20 protein-coding genes and 1 rRNA gene are annotated in these 24,769 nt (G+C 68.3%); 16 read left to right on the top strand and 5 right to left on the bottom strand.

What is annotated here, in order from left to right; all coding sequences use genetic code 11:
* The first annotated feature begins 4 nt into the window (after window positions 1-4).
* The 7 genes from AC1DF4_RS12055 to fdxA are packed head-to-tail and all read left to right on the top strand — an operon-like array spanning window position 5 to window position 7,066.
* Entirely contained in the window at window positions 5-1,387 is a 1,383-nt protein-coding gene (locus tag AC1DF4_RS12055; RefSeq protein ID WP_476913118.1) for an FAD-dependent oxidoreductase, read from the top strand.
* Window positions 1,384-2,646, top strand: coding sequence for a CaiB/BaiF CoA transferase family protein (locus AC1DF4_RS12050; protein ID WP_476913117.1), 1,263 nt, complete (start codon window positions 1,384-1,386; stop codon window positions 2,644-2,646). The genes AC1DF4_RS12055 and AC1DF4_RS12050 overlap by 4 nt, the downstream gene beginning before the upstream one ends.
* Entirely contained in the window at window positions 2,643-3,449 is an 807-nt protein-coding gene (locus tag AC1DF4_RS12045) for an enoyl-CoA hydratase-related protein (RefSeq protein WP_476913116.1), read from the top strand. The genes AC1DF4_RS12050 and AC1DF4_RS12045 overlap by 4 nt, the downstream gene beginning before the upstream one ends.
* 32 nt (window positions 3,450-3,481) lie before the next feature.
* On the top strand, window positions 3,482-4,426 hold the full coding sequence (locus AC1DF4_RS12040) for a dihydrodipicolinate synthase family protein (RefSeq protein ID WP_476913115.1): 945 nt from the start codon (window positions 3,482-3,484) through the stop codon (window positions 4,424-4,426).
* Window positions 4,426-5,214, top strand: a complete 789-nt coding sequence (locus AC1DF4_RS12035) for an SDR family oxidoreductase (protein ID WP_476913114.1) — start codon at window positions 4,426-4,428, stop codon at window positions 5,212-5,214. Before AC1DF4_RS12040 ends, AC1DF4_RS12035 begins: the two co-directional genes overlap by 1 nt.
* A gap of 40 nt (window positions 5,215-5,254) precedes the next feature.
* The gene (locus AC1DF4_RS12030; RefSeq protein ID WP_476913113.1) at window positions 5,255-6,739 is read left to right on the top strand and encodes an aldehyde dehydrogenase family protein; all 1,485 of its coding nucleotides are present in this window, start codon (window positions 5,255-5,257) and stop codon (window positions 6,737-6,739) included.
* 6 nt (window positions 6,740-6,745) lie between these two features.
* On the top strand, window positions 6,746-7,066 hold the full coding sequence (gene fdxA, locus AC1DF4_RS12025; protein WP_476913112.1) for a ferredoxin: 321 nt from the start codon (window positions 6,746-6,748) through the stop codon (window positions 7,064-7,066).
* A 101-nt stretch (window positions 7,067-7,167) separates the two neighbouring features.
* Here fdxA and AC1DF4_RS12020 read toward each other — a convergent pair whose 3' ends face one another.
* Window positions 7,168-7,347, bottom strand: a complete 180-nt coding sequence (locus AC1DF4_RS12020; protein WP_476913111.1) for a hypothetical protein — start codon at window positions 7,345-7,347, stop codon at window positions 7,168-7,170.
* Window positions 7,348-7,402: 55 nt separating this feature from the next.
* On the opposite strand from AC1DF4_RS12020, the gene AC1DF4_RS12015 reads away from it, so the two are divergent.
* On the top strand, window positions 7,403-8,278 hold the full coding sequence (locus tag AC1DF4_RS12015; protein WP_476913110.1) for an HNH endonuclease: 876 nt from the start codon (window positions 7,403-7,405) through the stop codon (window positions 8,276-8,278).
* Window positions 8,279-8,303: 25 nt separating this feature from the next.
* Here the strand turns inward: AC1DF4_RS12015 and AC1DF4_RS12010 are convergent, their stop codons facing one another.
* A complete protein-coding gene (locus tag AC1DF4_RS12010; RefSeq protein ID WP_476913109.1) occupies window positions 8,304-9,686 on the bottom strand; it encodes a phenylacetate--CoA ligase family protein in 1,383 nt (460 codons plus the stop codon).
* Between the two features lie 252 nt (window positions 9,687-9,938).
* On the opposite strand from AC1DF4_RS12010, the gene AC1DF4_RS12005 reads away from it, so the two are divergent.
* Complete coding sequence (locus AC1DF4_RS12005; protein ID WP_476913108.1) at window positions 9,939-11,375, top strand: flotillin family protein; 1,437 nt, start codon at window positions 9,939-9,941, stop codon at window positions 11,373-11,375.
* Window positions 11,375-11,623 carry a hypothetical protein gene (locus AC1DF4_RS12000; RefSeq protein WP_476913107.1) on the top strand — a complete coding sequence of 83 codons (249 nt, stop codon included), beginning with the start codon at window positions 11,375-11,377 and terminating at the stop codon, window positions 11,621-11,623. Before AC1DF4_RS12005 ends, AC1DF4_RS12000 begins: the two co-directional genes overlap by 1 nt.
* 165 nt (window positions 11,624-11,788) lie before the next feature.
* On the opposite strand, the gene AC1DF4_RS11995 is transcribed toward AC1DF4_RS12000, so the two are convergent.
* Window positions 11,789-12,424, bottom strand: a complete 636-nt coding sequence (locus AC1DF4_RS11995; protein ID WP_476913106.1) for a hypothetical protein — start codon at window positions 12,422-12,424, stop codon at window positions 11,789-11,791.
* Between the two features lie 427 nt (window positions 12,425-12,851).
* Here AC1DF4_RS11995 and AC1DF4_RS11990 point away from each other — a divergent pair, with 427 nt between their 5' ends.
* The 5 genes from AC1DF4_RS11990 to AC1DF4_RS11970 all read left to right on the top strand — a co-directional run bounded on the left by AC1DF4_RS11990 (window position 12,852) and on the right by AC1DF4_RS11970 (window position 22,183).
* The gene (locus AC1DF4_RS11990; protein ID WP_476913105.1) at window positions 12,852-14,018 is read left to right on the top strand and encodes a glycosyltransferase family 4 protein; all 1,167 of its coding nucleotides are present in this window, start codon (window positions 12,852-12,854) and stop codon (window positions 14,016-14,018) included.
* Complete coding sequence (locus AC1DF4_RS11985) at window positions 14,015-15,454, top strand: UDP-glucose dehydrogenase family protein (RefSeq protein WP_476913104.1); 1,440 nt, start codon at window positions 14,015-14,017, stop codon at window positions 15,452-15,454. The genes AC1DF4_RS11990 and AC1DF4_RS11985 overlap by 4 nt, the downstream gene beginning before the upstream one ends.
* 166 nt (window positions 15,455-15,620) lie before the next feature.
* The gene (locus AC1DF4_RS11980; RefSeq protein ID WP_476913103.1) at window positions 15,621-17,819 is read left to right on the top strand and encodes an EAL domain-containing protein; all 2,199 of its coding nucleotides are present in this window, start codon (window positions 15,621-15,623) and stop codon (window positions 17,817-17,819) included.
* A gap of 151 nt (window positions 17,820-17,970) precedes the next feature.
* Window positions 17,971-20,073 carry a putative bifunctional diguanylate cyclase/phosphodiesterase gene (locus AC1DF4_RS11975; RefSeq protein WP_476913102.1) on the top strand — a complete coding sequence of 701 codons (2,103 nt, stop codon included), beginning with the start codon at window positions 17,971-17,973 and terminating at the stop codon, window positions 20,071-20,073.
* 253 nt (window positions 20,074-20,326) lie between these two features.
* Window positions 20,327-22,183 (top strand): putative bifunctional diguanylate cyclase/phosphodiesterase, encoded by a 1,857-nt coding sequence (locus tag AC1DF4_RS11970; RefSeq protein WP_476913101.1) that lies wholly within the window; start codon window positions 20,327-20,329, stop codon window positions 22,181-22,183.
* Between the two features lie 131 nt (window positions 22,184-22,314).
* On the opposite strand, the gene AC1DF4_RS11965 is transcribed toward AC1DF4_RS11970, so the two are convergent.
* Window positions 22,315-23,163, bottom strand: a complete 849-nt coding sequence (locus tag AC1DF4_RS11965) for an SDR family NAD(P)-dependent oxidoreductase (protein ID WP_476913100.1) — start codon at window positions 23,161-23,163, stop codon at window positions 22,315-22,317.
* A 304-nt stretch (window positions 23,164-23,467) separates the two neighbouring features.
* Here AC1DF4_RS11965 and AC1DF4_RS11960 point away from each other — a divergent pair, with 304 nt between their 5' ends.
* A complete protein-coding gene (locus tag AC1DF4_RS11960) occupies window positions 23,468-24,592 on the top strand; it encodes a glycosyltransferase (RefSeq protein ID WP_476913099.1) in 1,125 nt (374 codons plus the stop codon).
* 86 nt (window positions 24,593-24,678) lie between these two features.
* Here AC1DF4_RS11960 and rrf read toward each other — a convergent pair.
* Window positions 24,679-24,769, bottom strand: a 5S ribosomal RNA gene (gene rrf / locus AC1DF4_RS11955); the annotation flags it as partial.

The following is a 24,769-nucleotide window of genomic DNA, read 5'->3' as shown; positions in this document are numbered from 1 at the left end:
TCCCATGAACTCGCTTGACTCCCAAATCTCCCTGGACCTCCGCACCACGACGGCGGACCTCACCGCCCCCGTCATCTCCCGCTCCGACGTCCTCGTGGTCGGCGGTGGCCCCGCAGGTGTCGCCGCCGCCGTCACGGCAGCCCGCTCCGGCGCCTCCGTCACGCTGCTGGAACGCTACTCCTCGCTCGGCGGCCTCGCCTCCGGCGGCATGGTCCTGGTGCTCGACGACATGATCAACGGCCAGGAAATCACCGTCACCGGCATCGTCTCCGAGTACGTCGAACGCCTGCAGAAGCTCGGCCTGGCGATCGTCCCGCCGGCCGACGACCGCAAGACCTCCGAGGAACTCTGGAACAAGTGGGGCCGCTACGGCACCTTCGACTTCCACTCCCACACCACCCCGAAGCCGGTCTGCTACGCCGCCGCCTTCGACCCGGACGGCTGGAAGCGCGTCTCCAACGACCTCGTCCGGGAAGCCGGCGTCAACCTCCGCCTGCACTCCTGGTTCTCCCGCCCCATCGTGGACAACGGCGTCATGAAGGGCGTCGTCTGCGAGACCAAGTCCGGCCCGCAGGCCTTTATGGCCGACATCGTCATCGACACCACCGGCGACATCGACGTCGCCTCCCGGGCCGGCGCCAGCTACGTCAAGGACAGCTACCTCACCACTCTCGTGTTCCGCCTCGGCAACGTCGACACCGACGCCGCGGAAGCCTTCGAACAGGCCAACCCGAAGGAAGCCCGCGCCATCAACCGCAAGATCAAGCGCCTGCTCGGCGGCGCCTGGGAACTGTGGTGGCTCAAGACCCCCATCGACGGCGTTGTCTGGTGCAACGCACCCCACATGACCGGCTTCGACGGCGTCGACCCGGCGGACATGACCGCCGCCGAGTTCGCCGCCCGCGACCGCATCTCCGAGGCCGTGGACTACGTCCGCGCCAACCTGCCCGGCTTCGAGAACTGCTACATGCTCGACGTCGCGTCCCAGATGGGCGTCCGGCAGACCCGCCTGCTCGAGGGCGAGTACGTCATGACCAAGGACGACGTCACCTCCCGCCGCCACTTCGCGGACACCGTTGCCCGCGGCCGCGACTACTACTACCCGTACCGCTCGCTGCTGCCGAAGGAAGTGGACCAGCTGCTGGTCGCCGGCCGGCACTACTCCGCCACCCCCGAGGCGCAGAAGATGTCCCGCGAAATCCCGCCCTGCATGGCCATGGGCCAGGCCGTCGGCGTCGCCGCCGCCCTCGCCATCGAAAACGGCACTCTCGTCCGCGACGTCTCCGCCCTCGACATCCAGCAGGGCATGCGCCGGCACGGCGCGGACCCGGGCGACGTCCCGTCGTCGAACGCCACCCTCGACCTGGAAGCAGTGGTGGGGGCATGAGCACCGTCATCGACGAATTGTTCGCAGCAAGCTCAGCAGACAGCACGACGGCGGCCGTCGCCGCCGAACGCGCCGGCACCCCTCTGCCGCTGGACGGAATCAAGATCGTGGACTTCACCCAGGTGTTCATGGGCCCGTCCTGCACCCAGCTGCTGGGCGACTACGGCGCGGACATCATCAAGGTGGAACGCCCGGGCGCCGGTGACATCTCCCGCAACTCGTTCCCGGACAAGGACGGCCAGGACAACCCGATCTTCCTGTCCATCAACCGGAACAAGCGCAGCATCTCCGTGGACACCCGCACCGACGAGGGCAAGGACGTGCTCCGCCGCCTGCTGGCCGACGCCGACGTCGTGGTCAGCAACTTCCGCTCCGGCGTGATGGAACGGATGGGCTTCGGCTACGAGGACCTCAAGGAGCAGAACCCGGGGATCATCTGGGCTTCCGGCACGGGCTTCGGCCCGGAGGGTCCCTACTCGCACAAGGGCGGCCAGGACGCGATCGCCCAGGCCTACTCCGGTGTCATGTGGCGGCGCGAGTCGGACGACGTGAAGCCGTCCATCTACCCCACCACGCTGTGCGACTACATCACGGGCATGCACCTCATGCAGGGCATCCTGCTGGCGCTGCGCACCCGGGAGGGCTCCGGCGTCGGGCAGAAGGTGGAGGTGACCATGTACGACTCCATGCTGCACCTGCAGATGCAGGAGGCCTGCATGCAGCTCAACCGCGGCTACGAGGTCAACTGGGGCGCCATGCCGCTCAGCGGCGTCTTTGAAACCACCGACGGCGCCGTCTGCATGGTGGGCGGCTTCACCCCGGACCCGCTGGCCCGGATCTCCGAGGCCCTGGGCCTGAACGAGGACCTCACGCAGCGGCCCGAGTTCGCCAACCTGGAACAGCAGTTCGAGAACAAGCCGGCCCTGCAGGCGATCTTCCGCGAGCGCATCGCCACCAACACCACCGAGTACTGGACCGGCCAGCTGGAGGACAAGGGACTGCTCAACGCCCCCGTGCACACCCTGGAGCAGACTCTGGCCGATGCACAGACCCACGCCAACGGCATGATCGTCGAGGCAGAACACCCCGGCGTCGGCACGGTGCGCATGCTCAACGCCCCCATCCGGCTCTCCGCCACCCCGCCCACCATCCGGCGGGTGGCCCCGCGGCTCGGCGAGCACAACGTGGAGGTGCTGCTGGAGAACGGCTTCGATGCCGAGGCGATCGAGCGCCTGCAGCAGCTGGGGGTGCTCCGGTGACCGCCGTAGTAGAACAGACAGTGGACCAGGTCACCCTGACTATCGAGAACCACGTCGCCACCGTCATCATCGACCGCCAGCACGTGCTCAACGCCGTCGACGGCTCTGCGCAGGCCCGGCTCAACGAGATCTGGGACCAGCTCGAAGTGGATCCGGACGTCCGCGCCGTCGTCATCACCGGCGCCGGCACCCGGGCGTTCTGCGTCGGGGCGGACATGTCCTCCTCCGCCGTGGACAAGACCGGCCTGGAGTACTGGGCCGGCCTGGACCCGAACGGCTTCGGCGGGCTGAGCCTGCGCACCTCGCTGGACATCCCAGTCATCGCCCGGGTCAACGGCTACGCCCTGGGCGGCGGCATGGAGATCGTGCTCGGCGCTGACATCGTGGTCGCCGCCGACACCGCCCGCTTCGGGCTGACGGAACCGCGCGTCGGTCGCCTGGCGCTCGACGGCGGCATCCACCAGCTGGTGCGGCGCATCCCCTACACCCAGGCGATGGGCATGCTCCTCACCGGGCGGAAGGCCGACGCCGCAGAGATGCAGTCCATCGGTCTGGTCAACGAGGTGGTCCCCGCGGAGGAGCTCGACGCCGCGGTGCAGCGCTGGGCGGACCAGATCCTCGCCTGCGCCCCCACCTCCGTCCGGGCCGTCAAGCAGATGGTCACCCAGACCGGGCACCTGACCGCCACCGAGGCCCGCGGCCTCCGGCTCCCGGCCCTCATGGCGGCGCTGGACAGCGAGGACTCCGCCGAAGGCGTCCGCGCCTTCCAGGAAAAACGCCAGCCCGTGTGGCCGGGACGCTAACGATGCAGGAAAAACAAGCTAAGGAGAATCCAATGTGGGAGTCACTGGCACCAGGAGTGTGGGGCGTAGTCGCCACGCCGTTCCAGGGCAGCACCCTGGACGTGGACACCGACAGCCTGGCCGGGCTCGTGGAGTACTACGAATCCATCGGCGCCACCGGCCTCACGATCCTCGGCGTGTTCGGCGAGGCCGCGGCGCTGACGGCGGCCGAACGCAGCCTGGTCCTGGAGGTCGCCGTCGAGGAAACGGGTCTTCCCCTCGTGGTGGGCGTGACCTCGCTGTACACCGGCACCGCCGTCGAAGAAATCCGGGCGGCGCAAGCCACCGCCGGCGAGCGCCTGGCCGCCGTAATGGTGCAGGCCAACTCCGCCAACCCCGCCGTGGTGATCTCCCACCTGAACGCCATCCACCAGGCCACCGGCGCGAAGGTGGTGCTGCAGGACTATCCGCTGGCCAGCGGCGTCAGCATAAGCACCGAGTCCCTCATCACTGTGGTGCAGGCCTGCCGCTTCGTCATCGCGGTAAAGGCAGAGGCACCGCCCACATCCGTGGCCATCGCCCGGCTCACCGCGGCGCTGGACGTGTCCGTCTTCGGCGGCCTCGGCGGCCAGGGGCTGCTGGACGAGCTCCTGTCCGGGGCGGCCGGGGCCATGACCGGGTTCTCCTACCCCGAAGCGCTCATCGCCTGCGTCCGCGCCTGGCATACGGACGGGTACGAGGCTGCCCGGGACGCGCTGCTGCCCTACCTGCCGCTAATTAACTTCGAGCAGCAGGCCCGGATCGCGCTGCCCGTCCGCAAGGAATGCCTGCGCCAGCGCGGGCTCATCGCCGACGCCGGAGTCCGCGCCCCGGGAGCTCCGTTCCCTGAGGCCCTCCGGCCGGGCATGCTCAATCATCTGGCCGAGGCGGCCGCGGCTTTGGCAGCGCGCTCTTCCCTAACCACACCGGCGGCCCCCACCATGGCAGGAGTTCTCTGATGGATCTCGGAATCAGCGGCAAGACCGCCCTTGTGGCCGCGTCCACCGGCGGTCTGGGGCTCGCCATCGCCCGTGCCCTCGCAGCGGAAGGCGTTCGCGTCGCCATCACCGGACGGCGCCAGGTCCGCGCCAAGGAGATCGTTAGTGAACTGACCGACGCGTACGGGCCGGGTGCCGTCGCCATCGAGGCGGACCTCAGCACCCCGGACGGCGTGGCAACCGCCGTCGAACAGGCCGTGGCGGAACTCGGGCCCATCGATATCCTGGTGCTCAACGGCCCGGGTCCCAAGCCCGGAGCCGCCGCCACCCTCAGCGCCGACGACATCGCCGCGGCGTTCGAGCTGCTGGTCAAGCCGCACCACGCCCTCCTTTCCGAGGTGCTGCCCGGCATGCGGGAACGGCGCTGGGGACGGATCCTCGCCGTCGGCTCCAGCGGCGTGGTGGCGCCCCTGCCCAACCTGGCCGTGTCCAACACCGGGCGCGCCGCCCTGGCCGGCTACCTCAAGACCCTCGCCGCCGAGGTGGCGCTGGACGCCGTCACGGTGAACATGCTCCTGCCCGGCCGGATCGCCACCGACCGGGTGGCCGAACTCGATCAGGCCGCCGCCAAACGGCGCGGCACCACGGTCGAGGAGATCCAGCTCGAGTCCCGCAAGACCATCCCCGCCCGCCGCTACGGCGATCCCGAGGAGTTCGGCGCCGCCGCCGCGTTCCTCTGCAGCGCCCCGGCGTCGTACATCACCGGCGTCGCGCTCAGGTGCGACGGCGGCCTGATCCGCAGCCTCTAGACCTTCCTCGCTTTTCTTCCCGACGACCCGAAGGAACACCATGACTTCCACAGCAACAGACGTTTCCACCGCGACCGAGACCCCAACCGACCTCGCTCTCATCACCGCCCGGCACCTGATCAACGGCGAATGGCTGGGCGAGGCGGACACCGAACGGATGAACCCGGCCCGCCCCGACGAGCTCGCAGCCGTCTCCCCCAGCGGCACCACCGACGATGTCGACGCCGCCATCACAGCGGCTGCCGCCGCGCAGCCGGGCTGGGCCGCCCTGCCCGCCCCGTCCCGCGGCGCCATCCTGATGGCCGCCGGCAACCTGCTCCTGGACCGCCAGGCCGCGATCGCCGAGGACCTGGTCCGCGAGGAGGGCAAGACCCTCGCCGAGGCCAAGGGCGAGGTCAAGCGCGCCTCCGACGTGCTGCGCTTCTTCGGCTCCCTCGGCTGGGCCGCCACCGGCGAAGTGCTGCCCAGCGGCCTGCCGGACACCACCATCACCACCCGCCGCGAGGCCCTCGGCGTCGTCGGGCTCATCACGCCGTGGAACTTCCCCATCGCCATCCCGGCGTGGAAGTCCGCCCCTGCGCTGATCAGCGGCAACGCCGTCGTCATCAAGCCGGCCGAGCTCACCCCGCTCTCCGCCACCCATCTCGCCCGCGCCCTGCAGGACGCCGGAATGCCCGCCGGCGTGTTCAACGTGGTGCACGGCAGGGGCCGCGTGGTGGGCGACGCCCTGGCCCGCGACCCGCGCATCGCCGGGCTGTCCTTCACCGGTTCCACCAAGGTGGGCCTGGGCCTGCAGGAGATCCTGAACGCCCGCCGCGCCCGGGTGCAGCTGGAAATGGGCGGCAAGAACGGCGTCCTGGTCCTGGACGACGCCGATCCCCGCAAGGCCGCCAAGGTGGTCGCCGCCGGCGCGTTCGGACTCACCGGCCAGGCCTGCACCGCGACCTCCCGGGTCTACGTCACCCCCGGCATCCGGTCCGCGTTCCTCGAGGCCCTCACCGAGGAAGCCGCCGCCTACACCCCCGGCGACGGCATGGACGCGTCCATGGGGGCCGTGGTCAGCCCGCAGCAGTTCGAGCAGAACCAGGCAGCGGTGCGCTCCGCCGTCGAACGCGGCGCCACAATGCTGTGCGGCGAGTACGACGGCGACCCCGCCGGGCCGCTGTTCTTCCCCGCCGCGGTACTCACCGAACTGCCGTTCGACGACGCCGCCGTGACCGAGGAGATCTTCGGCCCGGTGGTCACCGTGCTGGAGGTCGCCGACTACGAGGCCGGTCTGGCCGCCATCAACGATTCCCGGTACGGCCTCACCGCCGGCATCTGCACCGACTCCCTGGCGCGGTCCACGGACTTCGCCGCCCGGGCGCAGGCAGGGGTCATCAAGGTGAACCGTCCGACGGCGGGCCTGGACCTGAACGTGCCGTTCGGCGGCGTCAAGGACTCCTCGACGAACACGTTCCGCGAGCAGGGGAAGTCGGCGCTGGACTTCTTCACCTGGGGCAAGACCGTCTACACGGGTGTGTAGCGCGCCGTGACGTATGTGATCGCGCAGCCCTGCGTGGATGTGAAGGACAAGGCCTGCATCGACGAGTGTCCGGTGGACTGCATTTACGAGGGCGAACGCGCGCTCTACATCCACCCGTCCGAGTGTGTGGACTGCGGCGCCTGCGATCCCGTCTGCCCGGTCGAGGCGATCTACTACTCGGACGACGTCCCGGACGAGTGGGCCGACTACGTCCGCGCCAACGTGGAGTTCTTCGAGGAGTTGGGGTCCCCGCAGGGAGCCTCGGCGCTCGGGAACCTGGGCCGCGACCATTCCGTGGTGGCGGCCGAGCCCGTGGCTGCCCGCTGACCACGCGCTGCCACGCATCATCCATTCGCCACCAACGGCCGCTAAGCCTCCTCGCTTAGCGGCCGTTGGCGTCCAATCGCCCACACACGCAGGGGCGCAACCTAGAAGCGGACCAAGGAGTACGGGACGCTCGGCAGGTTCCCCGCGGTCCAGGGGCGGTCCGATTTTTCGATCGGAACCTTGCCTCGGCCGTCGCGGATCACCAGCACCACCGTGCCAACGATGGCGAACAGGGAAACCGCCGCCAGGATGATCAGCAGAACCACAAAGGAACCGGTCATGTCCAACACCTCTGCTATCAATTTTACTGCGGTCCGCTCCTGCGAGAATGGCCAGATGACCGCCATCATCCTGGGCTGGAACCCGGACCGCTGGAACCGCTGGAACTACCCGGCCGCCGTCGAACGCGTCGCCGCGACGGGACTGTACCTTGAGCGGTGGGGCGTGGGCGGTCACCAGGTCGCCGCGGGCACGGACGCCTGGCTGCTCCTGCAGGGAGGCCGCGGCCGGGGATTGATCGGCCACGGCGTCGTGCTTTCGGTGCAACCCGAACCCGAGCGACACTCCCACGATCCACGCGAGGCCCCGACGGACCAGGCCACGTTCTACGTGCACGTGGCCTTCGATTCCCTCCGCCCGCCCGGCGAGCAGATCGCCGTCGACGTTCTCACGGACGCCGCACCCGGCATCCCGTGGGCCGGCGATCATGCCGAGGTGCTGATCGACGACCCGGCCGATGAAGCAGCGATCAGGGCCCTGTGGCGCGACGTCGGACCCCCGCCCGGCACCGATCCCACCCGCCCAGCCCCCGGCACCTACCCGCAGCACGCGGTCACCAGAGTCGAGGTCAACCGCTACGAGCAGGACCCCGACGCCCGGCGGGCCTGCATCGCGCACCACGGCACCAGCTGCGCGGCCTGCGGATTCTCCTTCGAGCAGAAGTACGGCGAGATCGGCAGGGACTTCATCCCGGTGCACCACCTCGTCCCCGTGTCCCAGCTCGGCAGCGGCTATGAGCTGGACCCCATTTCCGATCTCGTCCCGCTCTGCGGCAACTGCCACGCCATGGCGCACCAGGGCGTCGTCACCCCGCGGACCGTTGCCGAGCTCCGGCGGGTCATCGGCGACGCCGGATTCCTCCGCGGATCAACCGTCAGCCCCGAGGAGCTGGAGGCACAGCGTGCGGCCCGGGAGCTCCTGGGCCCGCAGTAGCCTTAGCCGTTCGGTTCAGCTCGCCTCACGCGGACCAGACCTGCCGGAACTTGCCACTGCGGTCGGCCCGGGGCGGCTCTTCCGCATGTTCGATGGCAACGGTTCCAATCCCGTGGGCCGCGAAGAAGCTTGCCAACCGGTCCTCGACGGCGGCCTGCACCTGCGCCCTTTCGGCGCCCGGACCGGCCTCCAGCCGCAGGCGGAGAGTCCGCGGACCGGTGCGGATCGCCTGGAAGCGGCGTACTCCGGCGGTCTCCTCGATCACGGTGCCCAGTGCCAGCGGGAGGACTGTGGCCGCGTGTCCGTCCGGCGCCTCAAAGGACACCAGGTCCCCGGCACGGCCTTCGATTTTCACAGCAGGGAAGGGACTGCCGCACGGGCACGGAGATGCTGCGAACGTGACCCGGTCTCCGAGGTCGTAGCGGATGATGGGCTGCACCCGGTTGACCAGGTTCGTGACCAGCACGGTGTGGGAGGTGACGCCGGCGGGGACGGGCTGGTAGTCCGCGTCGACCGGTTCCAGGATGTACCAGTCAGTGTTGACGTGGAACGCGCCGTTCCGGCACCGGCTGGTCAGGGCTGGGACTTCCGACGAAAGATAGCGGTCCGTCACCCGGCAGCCGAGCGACGCTTCGATGGCCGCACGTCCAGTGGCGGACAGGTTCTCGCCGGAACTGATGGCCAGGACGGGATGGATCCTTAGCCGCCCGGCCTGCTGCTCCGAGGCCAGCTGGGTCATGGCGCTCGGATACCCGTAGAGCATGGTGGGATCGAAGGCGTTGAGTTCGGCCACCAGGTCCGGAAGCGGCCTCAGGACTGAGAAGACCCTGACCCGCCGGGCAATGGCGGGGGCTCGACGTCGGGCGGCTTCCGTCAGGACCACGCCCGCGAAGTGTCCGCCTCCCGCGACGAGGGCAGCGGCCCGCAGCCCGCGGCGCAGAAGCCTTCGCACTTCCACCGGCCTGACCAGCGTCCGTCGCTCGCGAATCCGGACTACCAGGTTCACCACTACCCACGAGATCCGGTCGTGCACCAGGACGGCTGGCTCCCCCGATGTGCCGGACGTGGTCACGACCAGATACTTCCCGCGGTAGGACCTCCCGAGCTGGGAGAGGTCGGAGAGCAGCTCTGACTTCAGCCTCGCCAGGGTGATGTGCGGGTCCGTCACCCAGTCGTCGAAGTTCTCCATCAGCTCCCGCTTGCCTACGCGCGGTAGCTGCCGCACATCCGCGACGTCGTCCGGCACGTCCCGATACAAGTGGCGGTAATAGGGCGAAGCGGACCGGGCAAGGCCCACGACTTCCGCGAGCCGGGCCCGCTGCCGGCGGGCGATCCCTTCCGGGCCTTCCCGCTCGGCGCGCCAGATGTCCCAGGCGATCCCGACCATCGTTCCGGAGACACCACGCATCGCGAATTACCTTCCCGGGCCGGCCCGGGTGGCCCCACATCCACCCTTCCACCTGAGCCGACGCCGTGACAGGGGCTTTCGTCCCCGCATCATCCAATCGCTGGACTTTGCGGCGGGGAGCGCATCACACTGTCTACAACAGCTGGATTGGCGGCCCTTCACCTCCGTTTTCGCGTCCGGCCGGGTTCTATCATCGGCACGGTTGGGGGCCGTGCCGCACCACCTTTTCCAGCATCGTGAAAGGACCTGGTTATGCCGGATTTTTCTGTTTTCTTACCGCTGTTTGCCACGCTCATCGGGGCGGCTGTTGTCATCGCTGTCATTTGGCTGACCACAAAACTGATGTGGAAAGTGGCCGAACCCAATGAAGCCCTCATCATCTCGGGGCTGACGCGGGGAACACTGGAGACCAGGGAAGGAATGGACTTCAAGATCGTCACCGGCAAGGGCGCGCTCGTGTTTCCCGGGCTGCAGACCGTCAGAACACTGTCCCTGACCCTCAATGAAACCGAGCTCAAAGTCTCCTGCGTGACGTCGCAGGGCATCCAGGTCATCGTCGAAGGTGTTGTCATCTACAAGATCGGGGATGCCCCGCCGTTCATCGCCAACGCCGCGCGTCGCTTCCTCGGCCAGCAGGCGAAAATGGAAAGCCAGGTCTACAACGTTTTCGAGGGGCATCTGCGCTCGATCATCGGCAGCATGACCATGGAGGAAATCATCCGCGAGCGCGACAAGCTCGGTTCACAGGTCCGCAGCGCCAGCGGCGTTGAAATGGAAAAGCTCGGGCTGGTGGTCGATTCGCTCCAGATCAAGGACCTGCAGGATCCCACAAGCTACATCGAAAACATCGCCAAACCGCATATCGCCCAGGTCAAGATGGAGGCGCGGATCGCCGAGGCCACCAGGAACCGTGAGGCCGCGGAAAAGGAAGCCGAAGCGGAGGCGCTGATCGCGGACGCACGAAGCATCTCGGCCATCCGGCAGTCCGAGGCACAGGCCAACGCCGAACGGGCCAAGGCCCGTGCTGCCCAGGCGGGCCCACTCGCCGATGCGACGGCCCGCCAGCAGGTGGTGGTCCAGGAGACCGAGGTGGCCAAGCTCGAGGCCGACCGGGAGGAACAGAAACTGCAGACCTCCGTCCGCAAGCCCGCCGATGCCAAGGCCTATGCGAAACGTACCGATGCCGAGGGCCAGAAGTCGGCCGATATCAGCGCCGCCGAGGCGCTGGCCCGCCGCACGGAACTCGAAGCGGAGGTCAACGCCCGGCGCACGGAACTTCAGGCCAACGCCAATGCCGCGGCGGCGGCCGCCGCTGCCGGAGCCACCCGGGTTACCGGCGAGGCGGAGGCCGCAGCCACAAAGGCCCGCGGCGATGCTGCCGCCTCGGCGATCAAGGCCAAGGCGTTGGCTGAAGCGGACGGCATCAAGGCCCGCGCCGAGGCCTTGGGCACGAACCAGGATGCCGTTATTTCTCAGCAGTTGGCGGAAAACATGCCGGCCATCATCGCGGCTGCAGCGGAGCCCTTCGCCCACGTTGGCCAGTTCACCGTCCTCAACGGCGGCGACGGCATCAACCGCATGATCGGCGGAATCCTGTCCCAGGTGGGCGACTACCTTCCCGCCCTCAGGTCCTCGCTGAGGAATGGTCGGGAGGATGCAAAGCGGCCCCCGAAAACTCCGGATGCGTAATGCATAGGGACGTTGACCGGAGCCTCACCGGCCGGATCGGGCGGGTTACCGGACGCATCGCGCCGGGCACGATCGGCGAAGTAATGCTGCCGTTCCGTGGCGGAACCAGCGCCTTCCACGCCCACCCGTTCGACAAGACCAGCGTCTTCGCCGTCGGCGAGGAGGTCCTGGTGATCTACTACGAGCCCCCGCAAACTGTCTACGTCGATGAGCTACCGGACGTCCTGCGGAAGGACTTCCCGGCCTAAAGTGCCGCCCCGGGGCACGGCACGCCCGGCAGGTTGGTTGCCCGCCTTTCCAGGGACGTTCCGGGGGCTCCCTCGGGTTCCGTCCGCGACTGGCGCACAGGACAACCGCCAAGGTGCCGATCGCCCTCACCAGTGCGACGGGGGCCACGGGGATCAGGAGGAGGGCTAGGGTCCTGTCTCCGGCGAGAAAGTAGTCACAGCCGAAAGCGGCTCGCACGTCACGCTTTGAAGCTCGTTCCGCGCGTTGATAACGACAATGAGACGTTTCCCTGAGAACGCAGCCACTGCGTCCGGGATTCCGGGGGCCTCGTAAATGTTCATGGGACGCCCGTCGTATCCGGAGACTGTTTGCGTGTTTTGGACGGTGAACCGTGTGTGCACGGCTAGCCCTTGGTTCGAGTAGAGGTAGTCGAAGCCGAGGGCCGGACAGTCGGTGATGAAGACTTCTGCGTCTGTAAATTCGCTGGACATTGACGTGTCGGGGATCTTGAAGCTGTCGAGTTGCACGCGCCACAGGCCGTTCTCATTGACCCCGGAGATTCCGGGCTGTCTGCAGCCTTCAATGACGTACTGCTGCTCGCCTGAGGGAACCAGTTTCCCCGTTGCGCTTGAGTTGCGTGCCCTGCATTCAGCGACGACGTCAGGTTGGGGCTGCGCCAAGTAGGTTCCCAGCAAGGCCGTCAATAGGGCAATAAGGGCAGGAATGACGATTTCCGGGCGCCTCCAGAAGTTGCCCCAGGTCATCTGACCTCGGTCGCGGTGCGGTGCTTCGCTCGTCTCTGACTTCGCCGCTTCCGTCATATCGGGGAGTATCCGCGCATGCCATCACGCGGTCAACCCATCCCGCGAAGCTGCCGGCAACTCCGGTATCGGGGCGTGCCGTCCAGTGAACATGCCCATTTCTCGCGGCCACGAGAGGGCATGGGGCACTATGTCCAGTCCTCGGCGCGGCCGAAGGGCATGCCCAGTGGCCCGGGCAGCCAAGCAGCAGTCAACGGACCGCGAACCCGGTGGACATGCCCATTCCTCGCGGCCATGAGAGGGCATAAGGCACTATGTCCAGTCCTCGGCGCGGCCGGAGGGCATGCCCAGTGGCGCCGGACCCGCGTGCCCAGTGGGTGGGGTGGCGCGAACGCCAGCGCACGAACCACACCCCGTTAACCCACTCTTCCCCCGCCCGCCATCCGCCCCACCCCGCGCCGAAAGCCGGCCCACGCAGGGTGGAGGGGTGAGGATCGCAATTGTCGCTGAGTCATTCCTGCCGCTGATGAACGGGGTAACGCATTCAATCCTGCGGGTCCTGGAGCATTTGCAGGAGCGCGGAGACGAGGTGCTGGTGATCGCTCCGTCCACGCAGGACGCGGGAGCGCCCGGCGAGGTCTACGGGGCGCATGTCCACCGGCTGCCCTCGGTCCCGCTGGCCGGCTACGCAAACGTGCGGGTGGCAATGGGCGGTGTCTATCGGGTCAAGCGAATCCTTGCCGACTATGCACCGGACGTGGTCCACCTGGCATCCCCGTTCGTGCTCGGCTGGCGCGCGGCGCAGGCCGCACACCAGCTGGGGATCCCCACCATCGCCATCTACCAGACCGAGGTCCCGGGCTACGCCGGGCGGTATGGTGTCCCCTTCCTGGAGAACTGGGCGTGGAACCGGGTGGAGAACATCCACCTGCTGGCCTCCCGGACACTTGCCCCCTCCAGCTTCGCGCTCAACCAGCTCCGCGGCCGCGGCATTCCGCGGGTCCAGATGTGGCGGCGCGGCGTGGACACGCAACGGTTCTCCCCGGACAAGCGCGACGCCGGATGGCGGGGCACCGTCGCCCCGGCCGGCGAGCGCATCATCGGCTACGTGGGCCGCCTCGCCGTCGAAAAGCAGGTGCAGGACCTCGCCGTGCTGACCGATGTCCCCGGCACCCGGCTGGTGATTGTGGGCGACGGACCCCAGCGGCAAGCCCTCGAGGCTGCCTTGCCGGACGCGGTCTTCACCGGGTTCCTCGGCGGCGAAGAGCTGGCCCGAGCGGTGGCGTCCTTCGACCTCTTCGTGCATCCCGGCGAGTTCGAGACCTTCTGCCAGACCATCCAGGAGGCCATGGCCTCGGGCGTGCCCGTCGTCGCGACGGGCCGCGGCGGCCCGCTGGACCTCGTCGAAAACTCCCGCACCGGCTGGCTGTATGAGCCCGGCGACCTCGCCGCGCTGCGGTCCCGGGTGGCGGACCTGATAGGCGACGACGCCAAGCGCCGCGCGTTCGCCGCGGCGGCCCACGCTTCGGTCCAGGGCCGGACGTGGTCCGCGCTCGGCGCCGAGCTGGTCCAGCACTACAACGCGGTCATCGCCGCCCACGTCCCCCACGCAAGCCGAACAACCAGCACAACCTCTCAAGGAGTCACCCTGTGAAAATTTCTGTGATCGGCTGCGGTTACCTCGGGGCCGTGCACGCGGCCACCCTCGCGTCGATGGGCCACACCGTGGTGGGGATCGACGTCGACGCCGCCAAGGTGGGGCAGCTGGGCCGGGGCGCGGCACCGTTCTTTGAGCCGGGGCTGGACGAACTCCTGCGCGACGGCATCGCCACGGGCCGGCTCAGCTTCTCCACGGAATTCGCCGACGCCGCCGATGCCCGGCTGCACTTCCTCTGCGTGGGCACACCGCAGTCCAAAACCTCCGACGGCGCCGACCTCAGCTACCTCGTCGCCGCCACGCAGGCGCTGCTCCCCCACCTGACCGCGGGGTCCGCGGTGGTGGGCAAGTCCACGGTACCGGTCGGAACGGTGGACATGCTCGGCGGCGTGTTGTCCCCGAGGCCGGACGTGCTCCTGGGCTGGAACCCCGAGTTCCTGCGCCAGGGCACCGCGGTCAAGGACTCGCTGGTCCCGGACCGCCTGGTCTATGGCGTCCCGGAGGACGGCGGCCCCTTCTGCAACGGCAACCCCGGCGCAGCGATCACCGCAGCCCTCGACTCCGTCTACGCGCCCCTGCTGGCCGCCGGGATTCCGCGGCTGGTCTGCAACTTCGCCACGGCGGAACTGATCAAGTCGGCGTCGAACGCGTACCTCGCCACGAAACTCAGTTTCATCAACGCCATGGCCGAACTTTGCGACGCCACGGGCGCCGACGTGAAGCAGCTGGGCGCGGCCATGGGCATGGATCCGCGCATCGGCGGCCGGTACCTCCACGCCGGCCTGGGGTTCGGCGGCGGCTGCCTGCCCAAGGACATCCGCTCGCTCCGGGTCCAGGCGGCGGGCCTGGGCGTGGAGTCGGTGGACCGGTGGATGGACGTGGTGGATTCCATCAACCGGGACCAGCGGTCCCGCACCGTCGGCCTGGCCGCGGAACTGTGCGGCGGCCAGCTTGGCGGCCGCCGCGTCACGGTGCTCGGCGCGGCCTTTAAACCGGACACGGACGACATCCGCGACTCCCCTGCCCTGGACGTCGCCCTCCAGCTGGCGTCGGCCGGCGCCCATGTCACGGTGACGGACCCCGCCGCGATCAACAACGCATGGCTGCGCTACCCGCAGCTCCGCTTCGAGCCGTCCACGTCCCAGGCGATGGAAGGGGCGGAACTGGTGCTGCTGCTGACCGAGTGGGACGAGTACGCAGCGCTCTCACCCGCCGACGCCGGGGCGCTCGTACGACGCCGGACCCTCCTGGACGCTCGGAACGTCCTCGACGCCTCCGTCTGGGAGACGGAGGGCTGGACGGTCCGCGGTCTGGGCCGGGGCTCTACAGCCGGCATCAACGCAGCCGGCACCACGGCAGCCACACCCGGCCCACCCAGGCCCACCGCCCCCAGCCCCACCCGGCTGAGCACCGCCGGACACCGGCCCGGGTGATCTGCCCGCACACGGCTGTTCCCCGCCCGCGTCACCCCGTCCGCCAAAAACGCCGCCGCGCCACCCCCGCTTGGACGCCTCCCGAACCAGTGACCCCTATGATTTCCTGAGGGGAGGGCTTTTCAATGAATTACCGGTGGTCTCAAATTCTCACGGCGGTGGCCGCGTGACGGCTTCCTCGTACCCGGCACCCGGCGTCGAGTCGGTGCTGGAGTCCAGCCCGGACGCCCTCCTGGTGGTCACCGAGGACGGCACCATCCTCCGGGTAAACGCCGCCACGGAACGCATGTTCGGCTACACCCGGGACGAACTCCTGGGCCAGGACCACCGGATGCTTCTCGCCGAAGGCTTCCGCAGCGGCCTCCAGCGGATCTTCTTCGCCCTCCGTAAGGACGCCGACGGCGGCCCCGTCACCACCGACGCTGGTCCGGCCGGTTCCGCCCCCACGTCCCCCATGTCCCCCGGCTTCGCTCCGATCGAGGCCTACGGCCTGCGCCGCGACGGCACCGAGTTCCAGGGCGAAGTGGCGTGCTCGCTGCTGGCACAGGACAGCGACGACGCCCCCGCCACCATGGCCGTCGCCGTCCGCGACACCTCCCACCGGCTGGCCGCGGACGCCGGACTCCGCGAAGCCATGTCCCTGCTCAGCGCCACGCTGGAATCCACCGCCGACGGCATCCTCGTTGTCGACGGCGACGGCCGGATCGCCGGCGTCAACAACCAGTTCATCTCCATGTGGGGCATCCCAAGGGAGCTCCTGGCCACCCAGGACGACGAGGCCGTGATGGGCTTCGTCCTGGACCAACTGGTGGATCCGGCGCAATTCGTCGAGAAGGTCACCGCGCTCTACGCCGCTCCCTCCGCGGAAAGCAACGACATCCTGGACTTCCGCGACGGCAGGACCTTCGAACGCTACTCCCGCCCACAGAAGGTCGCGGACAAGGTAGTGGGCCGCGTGTGGAGTTTCCGGGACGTGACCCCGGCCCGTATCGCGCAGGATCGGATCGCCAAGGCCATGGCCGACCTCGCCGAGCAGGCCGCCCAGCTCAAGGCCCTCGCGTTCCAGGATCCGCTGACCGGCCTGGCCAACCGCCAGCTCTTCACCGACCGGCTCGCTTCCGCACTGCTCGGCCCGCGCGGCACCGCCGTCGACGTCCTGCTCCTGGACCTTGACGACTTTAAGGAAGTCAACGACATCCTTGGCCACCACGCCGGCGACCAGATGCTGATCGAGGTGGGCCGTCGGCTGCGCGAATGTGTCCGCTCCAACGACGTTGTAGCACGCCTGGGCGGTGACGAATTCGTAGTGCTGCTGGTTGGCTCGCTGGACGCCGAGGCGGTGGCCGGCAAGATCGTCGATTCGCTCCGCGTGCCGCTCTGGATCGACGGGACCATGCTCCGCCCCAGCCTGAGCCTGGGGCTGGCGTCCCTCCACGAGGACGCCGTGGACGCCTCCGAACTGCTGCGCCGCGCCGACGTCGCCATGTACGCGGCCAAAACTGCCGGCAAGAACCGGTACCTGCGGTTCCGGCCGGAAATGATGAAGTCGCTCGTGGAGCGCACCGAGCTGGAGGCGGGGCTGAGGGTGGCCGTGGACGCGGGCCAGATCGCCGTGCATTACCAGCCAATCGTCTCGTCCCGGCTCGGCGTCGTGGTCAAGGTCGAGGCGCTGGCCCGCTGGGAACGCGACGGCGAAACGGTCCCGCCCCAGCAGTTCATCCCGGCAGCGGAGAGCAGCGGCCTGATCGTCGAGATCGGCACCGAGGTCCTGCTCAAGGGCTGCACCGAGCTGAAGCCCTGGCTCGCGGAAGACCCCTCCCGGTCCCTCGCCGTCAACGTCTCCGGGGTCCAGCTGCAGCACGGCGACTTCGCCGACCTGGTGCTGGCGGTCACCGAATCCTGCGGCGTGGATCCGCGGCAGCTGGTCCTGGAAGTCACCGAGAGCGTGTTCTTCGACGACGACTGCCACGTCATCCAGCAGCTCATCGCGCTCCGCAAGGCCGGGGTGCGGGTGGCCCTGGACGACTTCGGCACCGGCTACTCCTCCCTGGGCCGGCTCCAGGACCTGCCCGTGGACACCTTGAAAATCGACCAGTCCTTCATCTCCATGATCCACACCGGCGAGGAGAACCTGCCGATCCTCAGCTGCATGATCAGCATGGCTCACGGCCTGGGACTGACCGTCACCGCAGAGGGTGTGGAGACGGCGGCGCAGGCCGAGTACCTGATGAACCTGGACTGCGATTCGCTGCAGGGCTTTTTGTTTTCGGGCCCCGAAGCCGAGCCCGCCCTGGCGGCCGCGATCGCCCGGTCCGCCGGGGCATTCGCCGCCCTCAGCGGAGATCGGGTCGCCGGGCTGCGGTGACCTGCAAAAGGTGACCCGCAAAAGTCCGGTGCCGAGGTGCTGGACAAGCGCGCAACGGACCCTATGATTCAGGAAACGCTTGTCCGCGGCGCCGCCGTCGGACTTTAAGTCACGTCCGTCAACATCCGTCGCTTTGGGGGCCGGTATCGCCGTGGAAACTGGGATTGAAGAGACCCTGCTCGAGCAGGGCCCCGACGCGTATCTGCTGCTGACCTCGGACGGAACCATCGCGTTCGTGAACTCCGCCGCGGAGCGCCTCTTCGGCTATCCGCGCGAACAGCTGCTCGGCGTCGGGCACAACATCCTGCTCTCCGAGGACGAGCGCGGCGGGTTCCTGCGGGTCTTCGGCCGGCTGGGCCGCGGCAGCGGCGCGGGCCGGCGCCCGTTCGCGGCGGCAGGCCGGCGTCGGGATGGCAGCGAACTGTCGCTGGAGATCACCTGCTCGCTGGTAACGGTCGACGGCGGCACGGCCATGGCGGTTGCCGTGCGGGACGGCAGCCACCGGGAGGACACCGACTCGGGCCGCCGCCTGGCCGTCTCGCTGCTCGATGCCACGCTGGAAACCACCGCCGACGGGATTGTGGTCGTCTCCAACGAAGGGCTGATCACCGGGATCAATGACCAGTACCTCAAGTTGTGGGGCATGCCGCCGGAGATGATCACGGCGGATGACCCGGCGGCGCTGGTCACCTTCATCGCCCAGCAGCTGGTCGACCCGGACGATTTCCTTCAGAAGGTCACGGACCTGTACGCCGACAGGGCGAAGAAGAGCCACGACGTGCTGGAGTTCAAGGACGGCCGCACAGTGGAGCTGTACTCCCGGCCGCAGTCGGTCGCCGACCAGATCGTGGGCCGGATCTGGAACTTCCGCGACATCACCACCCGGCAGCGCGCGCAGGACCAGGCCCGCCGCGCCATGGAAGAACTCGCCGAACAGACGGACAAGCTCAAGGAACTGGCCTTCCAGGACCCGCTGACGGGGCTGGCCAACCGGATGCTCTTCAACGAACGCGCCGCCGCCGCGCTGATGACCCCCGGACCCGTGCACGTGCTGCTGCTGGACCTGGATGACTTCAAGGAAGTCAACGACGTCCTGGGCCACCATGCCGGGGACGAGATGCTGGTGGAGGTCTCGCGGCGGCTGCAGAAGTGCGTGGGTCCGCACGGCACCGTGGCGCGGCTCGGCGGGGACGAATTCGTGGTGCTGCTGGTGGACTGCAACGATTCGGACGCCGTGGCCCAGCGGATCGTGGCCGCCCTGAACGCGCCGGTGTCCATCGAGGGAACCCTCATGCGGCCGGGCCTGAGCCTGGGCGTAGCCTCGCGCGGCCCCGGGACCATGACATCCTCCGAGCTGCTGCGGCAGGCGGACCTGGCCATGTACGCGGCCAAGGAAGCCGGCAAGAACTGTTACGTGCACTTCCGGCCGGAGATGCTCGCGGCGCTGCTGGAGCGCACCCAGCTGACCGCCGGGCTGCGGCGGGCGGTGGAACTGGGGCAGATCAACGTGCACTACCAGCCGGTGGTCTCCACCGAGCAGCTGGAGGTGGTGCAGTTCGAGGCCCTGGCCCGCTGGCAGTGGGAGGGGAAGCTGATGCCCCCGGACCAGTTCATCCAGACCGCGGAACGCAGCGGGCTGATCCGGGACATCGGGGCGGAAGTGCTGCGGCGCAGCTGCACCGAGCTGCAGCCCTGGCTCGCCGAGGACCCGCGCCGGACCCTGGCCGTGAACGTCTCCGGCGTGCAGCTGCAGCACCCGGACTTCGCCGAACGCGTCCTGGACATCGCTGCGTGGAGCGGCGTGGACCCGCACCAGCTGGTCCTGGAGGTGACGGAGAGCGTCTTCTTCGATGCCCAGTGCCACGTCATCACCCAGCTCGTGACCCTGCGCGGGGCCGGAATCCGGGTGGCCCTGGACGACTTCGGCACCGGCTACTCCTCGCTGGGCCGGCTGCAGGAGCTCCCCGTGGACATCGTGAAGATCGACAAGTCCTTTGTCTCCATGCTGCGCTCCGGGACGGAGAAGCTGCCCATCCTGACGTCCATGATCCACATGGCGCTCAGCCTCGGGCTGAAGGTCACCGCCGAGGGCATCGAAACCCCGGAACAGGCCCGCTACCTGATGGATCACGGCTGCGACGCCCTGCAGGGCTTCCTCTTCTCCCGGCCCGAGCCCGAGGCCCGGCGCGAGCTCGGCATCCGCAACTCCCTTGCTGCCATTGCGGCGCTGGAGGGTGTTCCGCTGCCGGCCTAGTTGCCCCTGTAGGGGCCCGGGGTTGCCCGGCGGAGCCGGCCCGTGGGCCGGGGGCGGGGTTGCCGGGTGTGGACCTGCGGGTGGCCGCCGGACCGCCACTGGAGCCGTTACTAACGACACAATTCTGGCTGCGGCATGACGCGTATCACGCGCGGCGTCCGCACCACATATGATTCAGTGAGCGCAGCCCGCCTTGTTCTCCGCAAGGACGGCTGCCACTTCGCATCCGTCGCTTGGGGGGCAGGCAAAACACATGGAATCTGGACTCGCACACCTACTGCTGGAACACAGCCCGGACCCGCTGCTGCTGCTGGATCCGGACGGGTCCATCTCGTTCCTGAACGCGGCCGCTGAGGAGCTCTTCGGCTACTCCCGGGCCCAGCTGCTGGGCGCCGATTCGTCCCTGCTCCTGGCCGAGGACTCCCGCGAACCCTTCCATGGCGTCCTCGCCGGCCTGGGCGCCTCCGCGCCGCGCTCCGGCCAGCCGTTCGCCGGCTCCGGCCGCCGCGCCGACGGCACAGAACTTCCCGTCGAGATTACCTGTTCGCTGCTGCCGTCCGACGCCGGTGCGGGCCCGGCCGCGCGGTCCGTCGCGCTGTCGGTCCGCGGGGCCGTGCACCGTCCGGCTGCGCAGTCCGGGACGCGCCACGCCGGAACTGCCGCAGCCGCGCTGACTTTTGCCGCCACTTATACGGACGCCGGGGCTGCCGCGGATGCCGGCACAGCGGCGGACGCCGCGGCGCACCGCCGTCGTACTGCTGCTGCTGCGTCCGCGGCCGTTCCCGCCGCCTTCACCGGGCACGACGACCAGGTGCGGGCCGGCGTGTTGCGGGACCCTCTGACCTCGCTGCCCAACGGCACGCTGTTCAACGAGCGGCTCGCCGCGGCGCTGCGCCGCCCGGACCCGGTGGATGTGCTGCTGCTGAACGTGGATGACTTCAAGAACCTCAACGACATGCTGGGCCGCTCCTCCGCGGACGAGCTGCTGATGGAGGTCGCAAGCCGGCTCCGCAACTGCGTGCGGCCGCACGACACCGTGGCACGGCTCGGCGGCGACGAATTCGTGGTGCTCCTGACCGAGTGCCTCAACGCCGATGCGGTGGCCAAGCGGATCGCCGAGTCGCTGTATGAGCCGCTGCGGGTCGGCGGCTCCCTGGTCCGGCCGGGCGTGAGCATGGGCCTGGCCTCCAGGACCTCCCGGACGCTCGACGGCGCGGAGCTGCTGCGGCAGGCGGACGCGGCCATGACGGCCGCGAAGACCGGTGGCAAGAACGCGTGGCTGCGGTTCCGGCCGGAGATGCTGAACACCGTGGCCGCCAAGGCGGACGGCCAGGCCGGGCTGCGGCAGGCCGTGGAACTGGGCCAGATCTCGGTGCACTACCAGCCGGTGGTGTCCCCCGGGCTCGGCGCGGTGGTGCAGTTCGAGGCATTTGCGCGCTGGGAACGGCACGGCCGGCTGGTCCCGCCCAACCAGTTCCTGCCCGTGGCCGAACAAAGCGGCCTGATCCGCGAGATCGGCGACGAGGTCATGCGCCGCGCCTGCGCGGAAATCCGGCCCTGGCTGGCCGGCGACGCCGCGTACAGCGTCGCGGTGAATGTCTCCGGCCTGCAGTTCCAGAACCGCGACTTCGCCACCGATGTGCTGGCGATTGTCGGCTCCACCGGGGTCGATCCGCGCCAGCTCATGCTCGAACTGACCGAGAGTGTGTTCTTCGAGTCGGACTCGGACGTGCTGCGCCAGCTGCGCCAGCTGCGGGAGGCCGGCGTGCGGATCGCGATGGACGACTTCGGCACTGGGTACGCGTCGCTGGGCCGGCTCAAGGAGCTGCCGCTGGACAAGGTCAAGATCGACCGCTCCTTTGTGGCGATGATCAAGACCGGCCAGGAACAGCTGCCGTTCTTCGGCACCATGATCAACGCCGCGCACGCCCTGGGCCTGAAGGTCACGGCCGAAGGCATCGAGACGCCCGCCCAGGCCCGGTACCTGATGGACCGCGGCTGCGACTCCCTGCAGGGCTACCTGTTCGCCAAGCCGGCCCCGGCCAGCGATCTGGCCGGGACGATGGAGAGCGCTCTGACAGCCATCGACAAGGTCGACGCCGGGCGGTAGCCCAGGCGACGCTCCCCCAGCTCTGGTGGGTTTGGCCGCGACGTTCCCTCACGTCCGGTGGGTTTGGGCGCGACGTTCACTCACGTCCGGCGGGACGGGGCGTGACGCTCCACCGTACGGGCCGGACGCCCTTACGTCGGGAAGTCGAGCTTGTCGACGTCCTTTGCAACCATGGCCGCACTGCGCTCCCACAGCTCCCGCGCCAGGCCGGAGTCGTAGGCCTGCTTGTTGGCCTTCGCCAGCGCCCGCTTGGCGTAGTAGGCGCCGGAGATCCAGTCCTGCCCTGGCGTGGCCGTGGCGAGCCACACAAGCGTGTCCGCGCCCTGTTCGGGGCTCAGCATGAACCGGCTGAGGAAACTCCGGTACAGGAACCGGAACGGGCTGGTGGTGTCCGCGGCGAAGTTGGTGGCCACGACGCCGGGGTGGAAGGCCGCCGTCGAGATGCCGGCCGCCTGGTACCGGTTGTTCAGCTCGGCGGTGAAGAGGATGTTCTCCAGTTTGGCGTTGCCGTAGGCGAGGTTGGCGGAGTACTTGGCGGCGGTTTCGAGGTCGCTAAGGTCCAGCTTGCCGTAGAGCGAGTTCGCGGCGCTGGAGGTGTTGATGACGGTGGCGTTGCTGGCTGTGAGGACGTCCATCAGCTCGGTGGTGAGCAGGAACGGGGCCAGGTGGTTGATCTGGAAGGTCTTCTCGTGGCCGTCCACGGTGAGCTCCCGCTGGCCCATGATGCCGCCGGCGTTGTTGGCGAGGACGTCGATCCGCGGGTACTTCTCCTTCAGCTGCGCGGCGAGTTGGCGCACCTGCGCCAGTTCCGCGAAGTCGCTGACGAAAAAGTCCGCGCCGATCTCCCTGGCGATCCGCTCGGTCTTCTCCCTGGAACGTCCGACGACGACCACCCGCTCCCCCTGGCTGCTCAGGGTCCGCGCGGCGGACGCGCCGATGCCGTCGCTGGCGCCGGTGATGACGATGGTCCGTGCAGTCATGAAGAAGTCCTTTGAGCGGAAACAAGAATTGGGCATTCAGAACCGAGCCTACCGAACCCCACCCACGGGGGGGCGAGAAGCTGCTCCCGTATCCCGCATTCCCGCGATTTCCTTGACTGCTGTTCGCATTTTCTGCATTGTGAGTGCATTGTTGGCACCGTATCGGAGGCGAGATGAAGCCCGACCATGGCCGGTTGATGCGTCTGCCGATATGTCGGGAATCCATTTCCGCGAATTCGCTTTTGTGGACGTGGGTGTACCGGTGGCAACAGCACCAGCCAACCCCTAGTGATGGGACCTTCGCATGAGCGCTGACCGGCTTGCCTTCGTCATCGATGAACCATATATCCCCGATGTCTACGGAGGAGGTGTGGCCGATATCCATGAACTGGCCCGAGCCTTGCCGGAGTACGGATGGGACGCCGATGTGCACTGCCTGCGACCCAGTGAACCGCGGCTGCCTTCCCGCATCATGCGCAGGCTGCCCTTCCCGTATGCACCCACGAAACATGACACCGATCTCGGATACCCGGTACACCGCAGGTCTGCATTGACCGTGCTTCGGCATGTGAGCCTGCCCGGGCGCGACGCTGACGTTGTTGTCCTGCAGGGCGCTCGGATTCCCCAGCTTGCCATCCGGTATGCGCGGCTGGGGCGCCGGGTGGTGCTGCGGGTGGTCACAACAGAATCCGTGGACGAGATCGCTGGCTATATGCGGGAGCACAGCGAACTTCAGTCCCACCTTCAATCCGGGGCCGTGAGCATTATGGCAAACTCACGGTTTGTCGCGGCCCGGGCAGAGGACAAGCTCGGCGTGGATGTGACCTGGACCTATCCGCCGATCGCAACCAGCAGGCGCTCCCTCGAGACGATCTCGCGTGGCGGCTCGATCCTGTTCGTCAATCCCGTCGGAGTGAAGGGCCTGGACAAGGCCCTGAAGATTGCGCAACTCATGCCCGGCACGAAATTCATCTTCCAGGAATCTTGGCCTCTCCCCCAACCGGAACGCGTGGCCCTGCTCGATCAACTGGCTCAGCTGCCGAACGTGGAGTTTCGAGCAAGCGCTCCCAATCTGGATGCGGTCTTTTTGGAAACGCGCCTTTTGCTGGTTCCCTCGCGTTGGGACGAAGCGTTCGGGCGGGTGATTGTCGAGGCCCACCGGTTCGGGATTCCGGTCGTCGCAAGCAGAGCCGGCGGCATCCCCGAAGCTGTGGGGTCGGGGGGTCTCCTGGTCGACCGCGATGCGTCGCCCGAAAGCTGGGTCAGCGCCATCGGGACCATCTTCTCGGACCAGAAGGTTTGGGTAGAACGCGCCTTGGCTAACGCAGACTCACCCGAATTCTCGTTGGATCGGGTGATGACTTCGTTTGTTGAACTGTTGAAGGGCACTTCCCGTGCCGCGGCAAAGGATCCTGTGGCTGGCCCGTGATGGGGCCCGTGCACCGGCCACGAAAAGTGGGTTAAATGCGGGAGAGCCCCAACCTGGTGGTTGGGGCTCTCGACCGTGTAATGATGTTCCGGCGGTGACCTACTCTCCCACACCCTCCCGGGTGCAGTACCATCGGCGCTGTGGGTCTTAGCTTCCGGGTTCGGAATGGGACCGGGC

The sequence above is a fragment of the Arthrobacter sp. 05N429 genome, from assembly GCF_056397045.1.
This window is presented reverse-complemented; position numbering and strand designations above follow the sequence as displayed.

What these genes read in the sequence shown, in the direction of transcription:
- AC1DF4_RS12055 (WP_476913118.1), top strand. Translation starts at nt 5, where the DNA reads ATGAACTCGCTTGACTCCCAAATCTCCCTGGACCTCCGCACCACGACG.
- AC1DF4_RS12050 (WP_476913117.1), top strand. Translation starts at nt 1,384, where the DNA reads ATGAGCACCGTCATCGACGAATTGTTCGCAGCAAGCTCAGCAGACAGC.
- AC1DF4_RS12040 (WP_476913115.1), top strand. Translation starts at nt 3,482, where the DNA reads ATGTGGGAGTCACTGGCACCAGGAGTGTGGGGCGTAGTCGCCACGCCG.
- AC1DF4_RS12035 (WP_476913114.1), top strand. Translation starts at nt 4,426, where the DNA reads ATGGATCTCGGAATCAGCGGCAAGACCGCCCTTGTGGCCGCGTCCACC.
- AC1DF4_RS12030 (WP_476913113.1), top strand. Translation starts at nt 5,255, where the DNA reads ATGACTTCCACAGCAACAGACGTTTCCACCGCGACCGAGACCCCAACC.
- AC1DF4_RS12020 (WP_476913111.1), bottom strand. Translation starts at nt 7,347, where the DNA reads ATGACCGGTTCCTTTGTGGTTCTGCTGATCATCCTGGCGGCGGTTTCC.
- AC1DF4_RS12015 (WP_476913110.1), top strand. Translation starts at nt 7,403, where the DNA reads ATGACCGCCATCATCCTGGGCTGGAACCCGGACCGCTGGAACCGCTGG.
- AC1DF4_RS12010 (WP_476913109.1), bottom strand. Translation starts at nt 9,686, where the DNA reads ATGCGTGGTGTCTCCGGAACGATGGTCGGGATCGCCTGGGACATCTGG.
- AC1DF4_RS12005 (WP_476913108.1), top strand. Translation starts at nt 9,939, where the DNA reads ATGCCGGATTTTTCTGTTTTCTTACCGCTGTTTGCCACGCTCATCGGG.
- AC1DF4_RS12000 (WP_476913107.1), top strand. Translation starts at nt 11,375, where the DNA reads ATGCATAGGGACGTTGACCGGAGCCTCACCGGCCGGATCGGGCGGGTT.
- AC1DF4_RS11995 (WP_476913106.1), bottom strand. Translation starts at nt 12,424, where the DNA reads ATGACGGAAGCGGCGAAGTCAGAGACGAGCGAAGCACCGCACCGCGAC.
- AC1DF4_RS11970 (WP_476913101.1), top strand. Translation starts at nt 20,327, where the DNA reads ATGGAATCTGGACTCGCACACCTACTGCTGGAACACAGCCCGGACCCG.
- AC1DF4_RS11965 (WP_476913100.1), bottom strand. Translation starts at nt 23,163, where the DNA reads ATGACTGCACGGACCATCGTCATCACCGGCGCCAGCGACGGCATCGGC.
- AC1DF4_RS11960 (WP_476913099.1), top strand. Translation starts at nt 23,468, where the DNA reads ATGAGCGCTGACCGGCTTGCCTTCGTCATCGATGAACCATATATCCCC.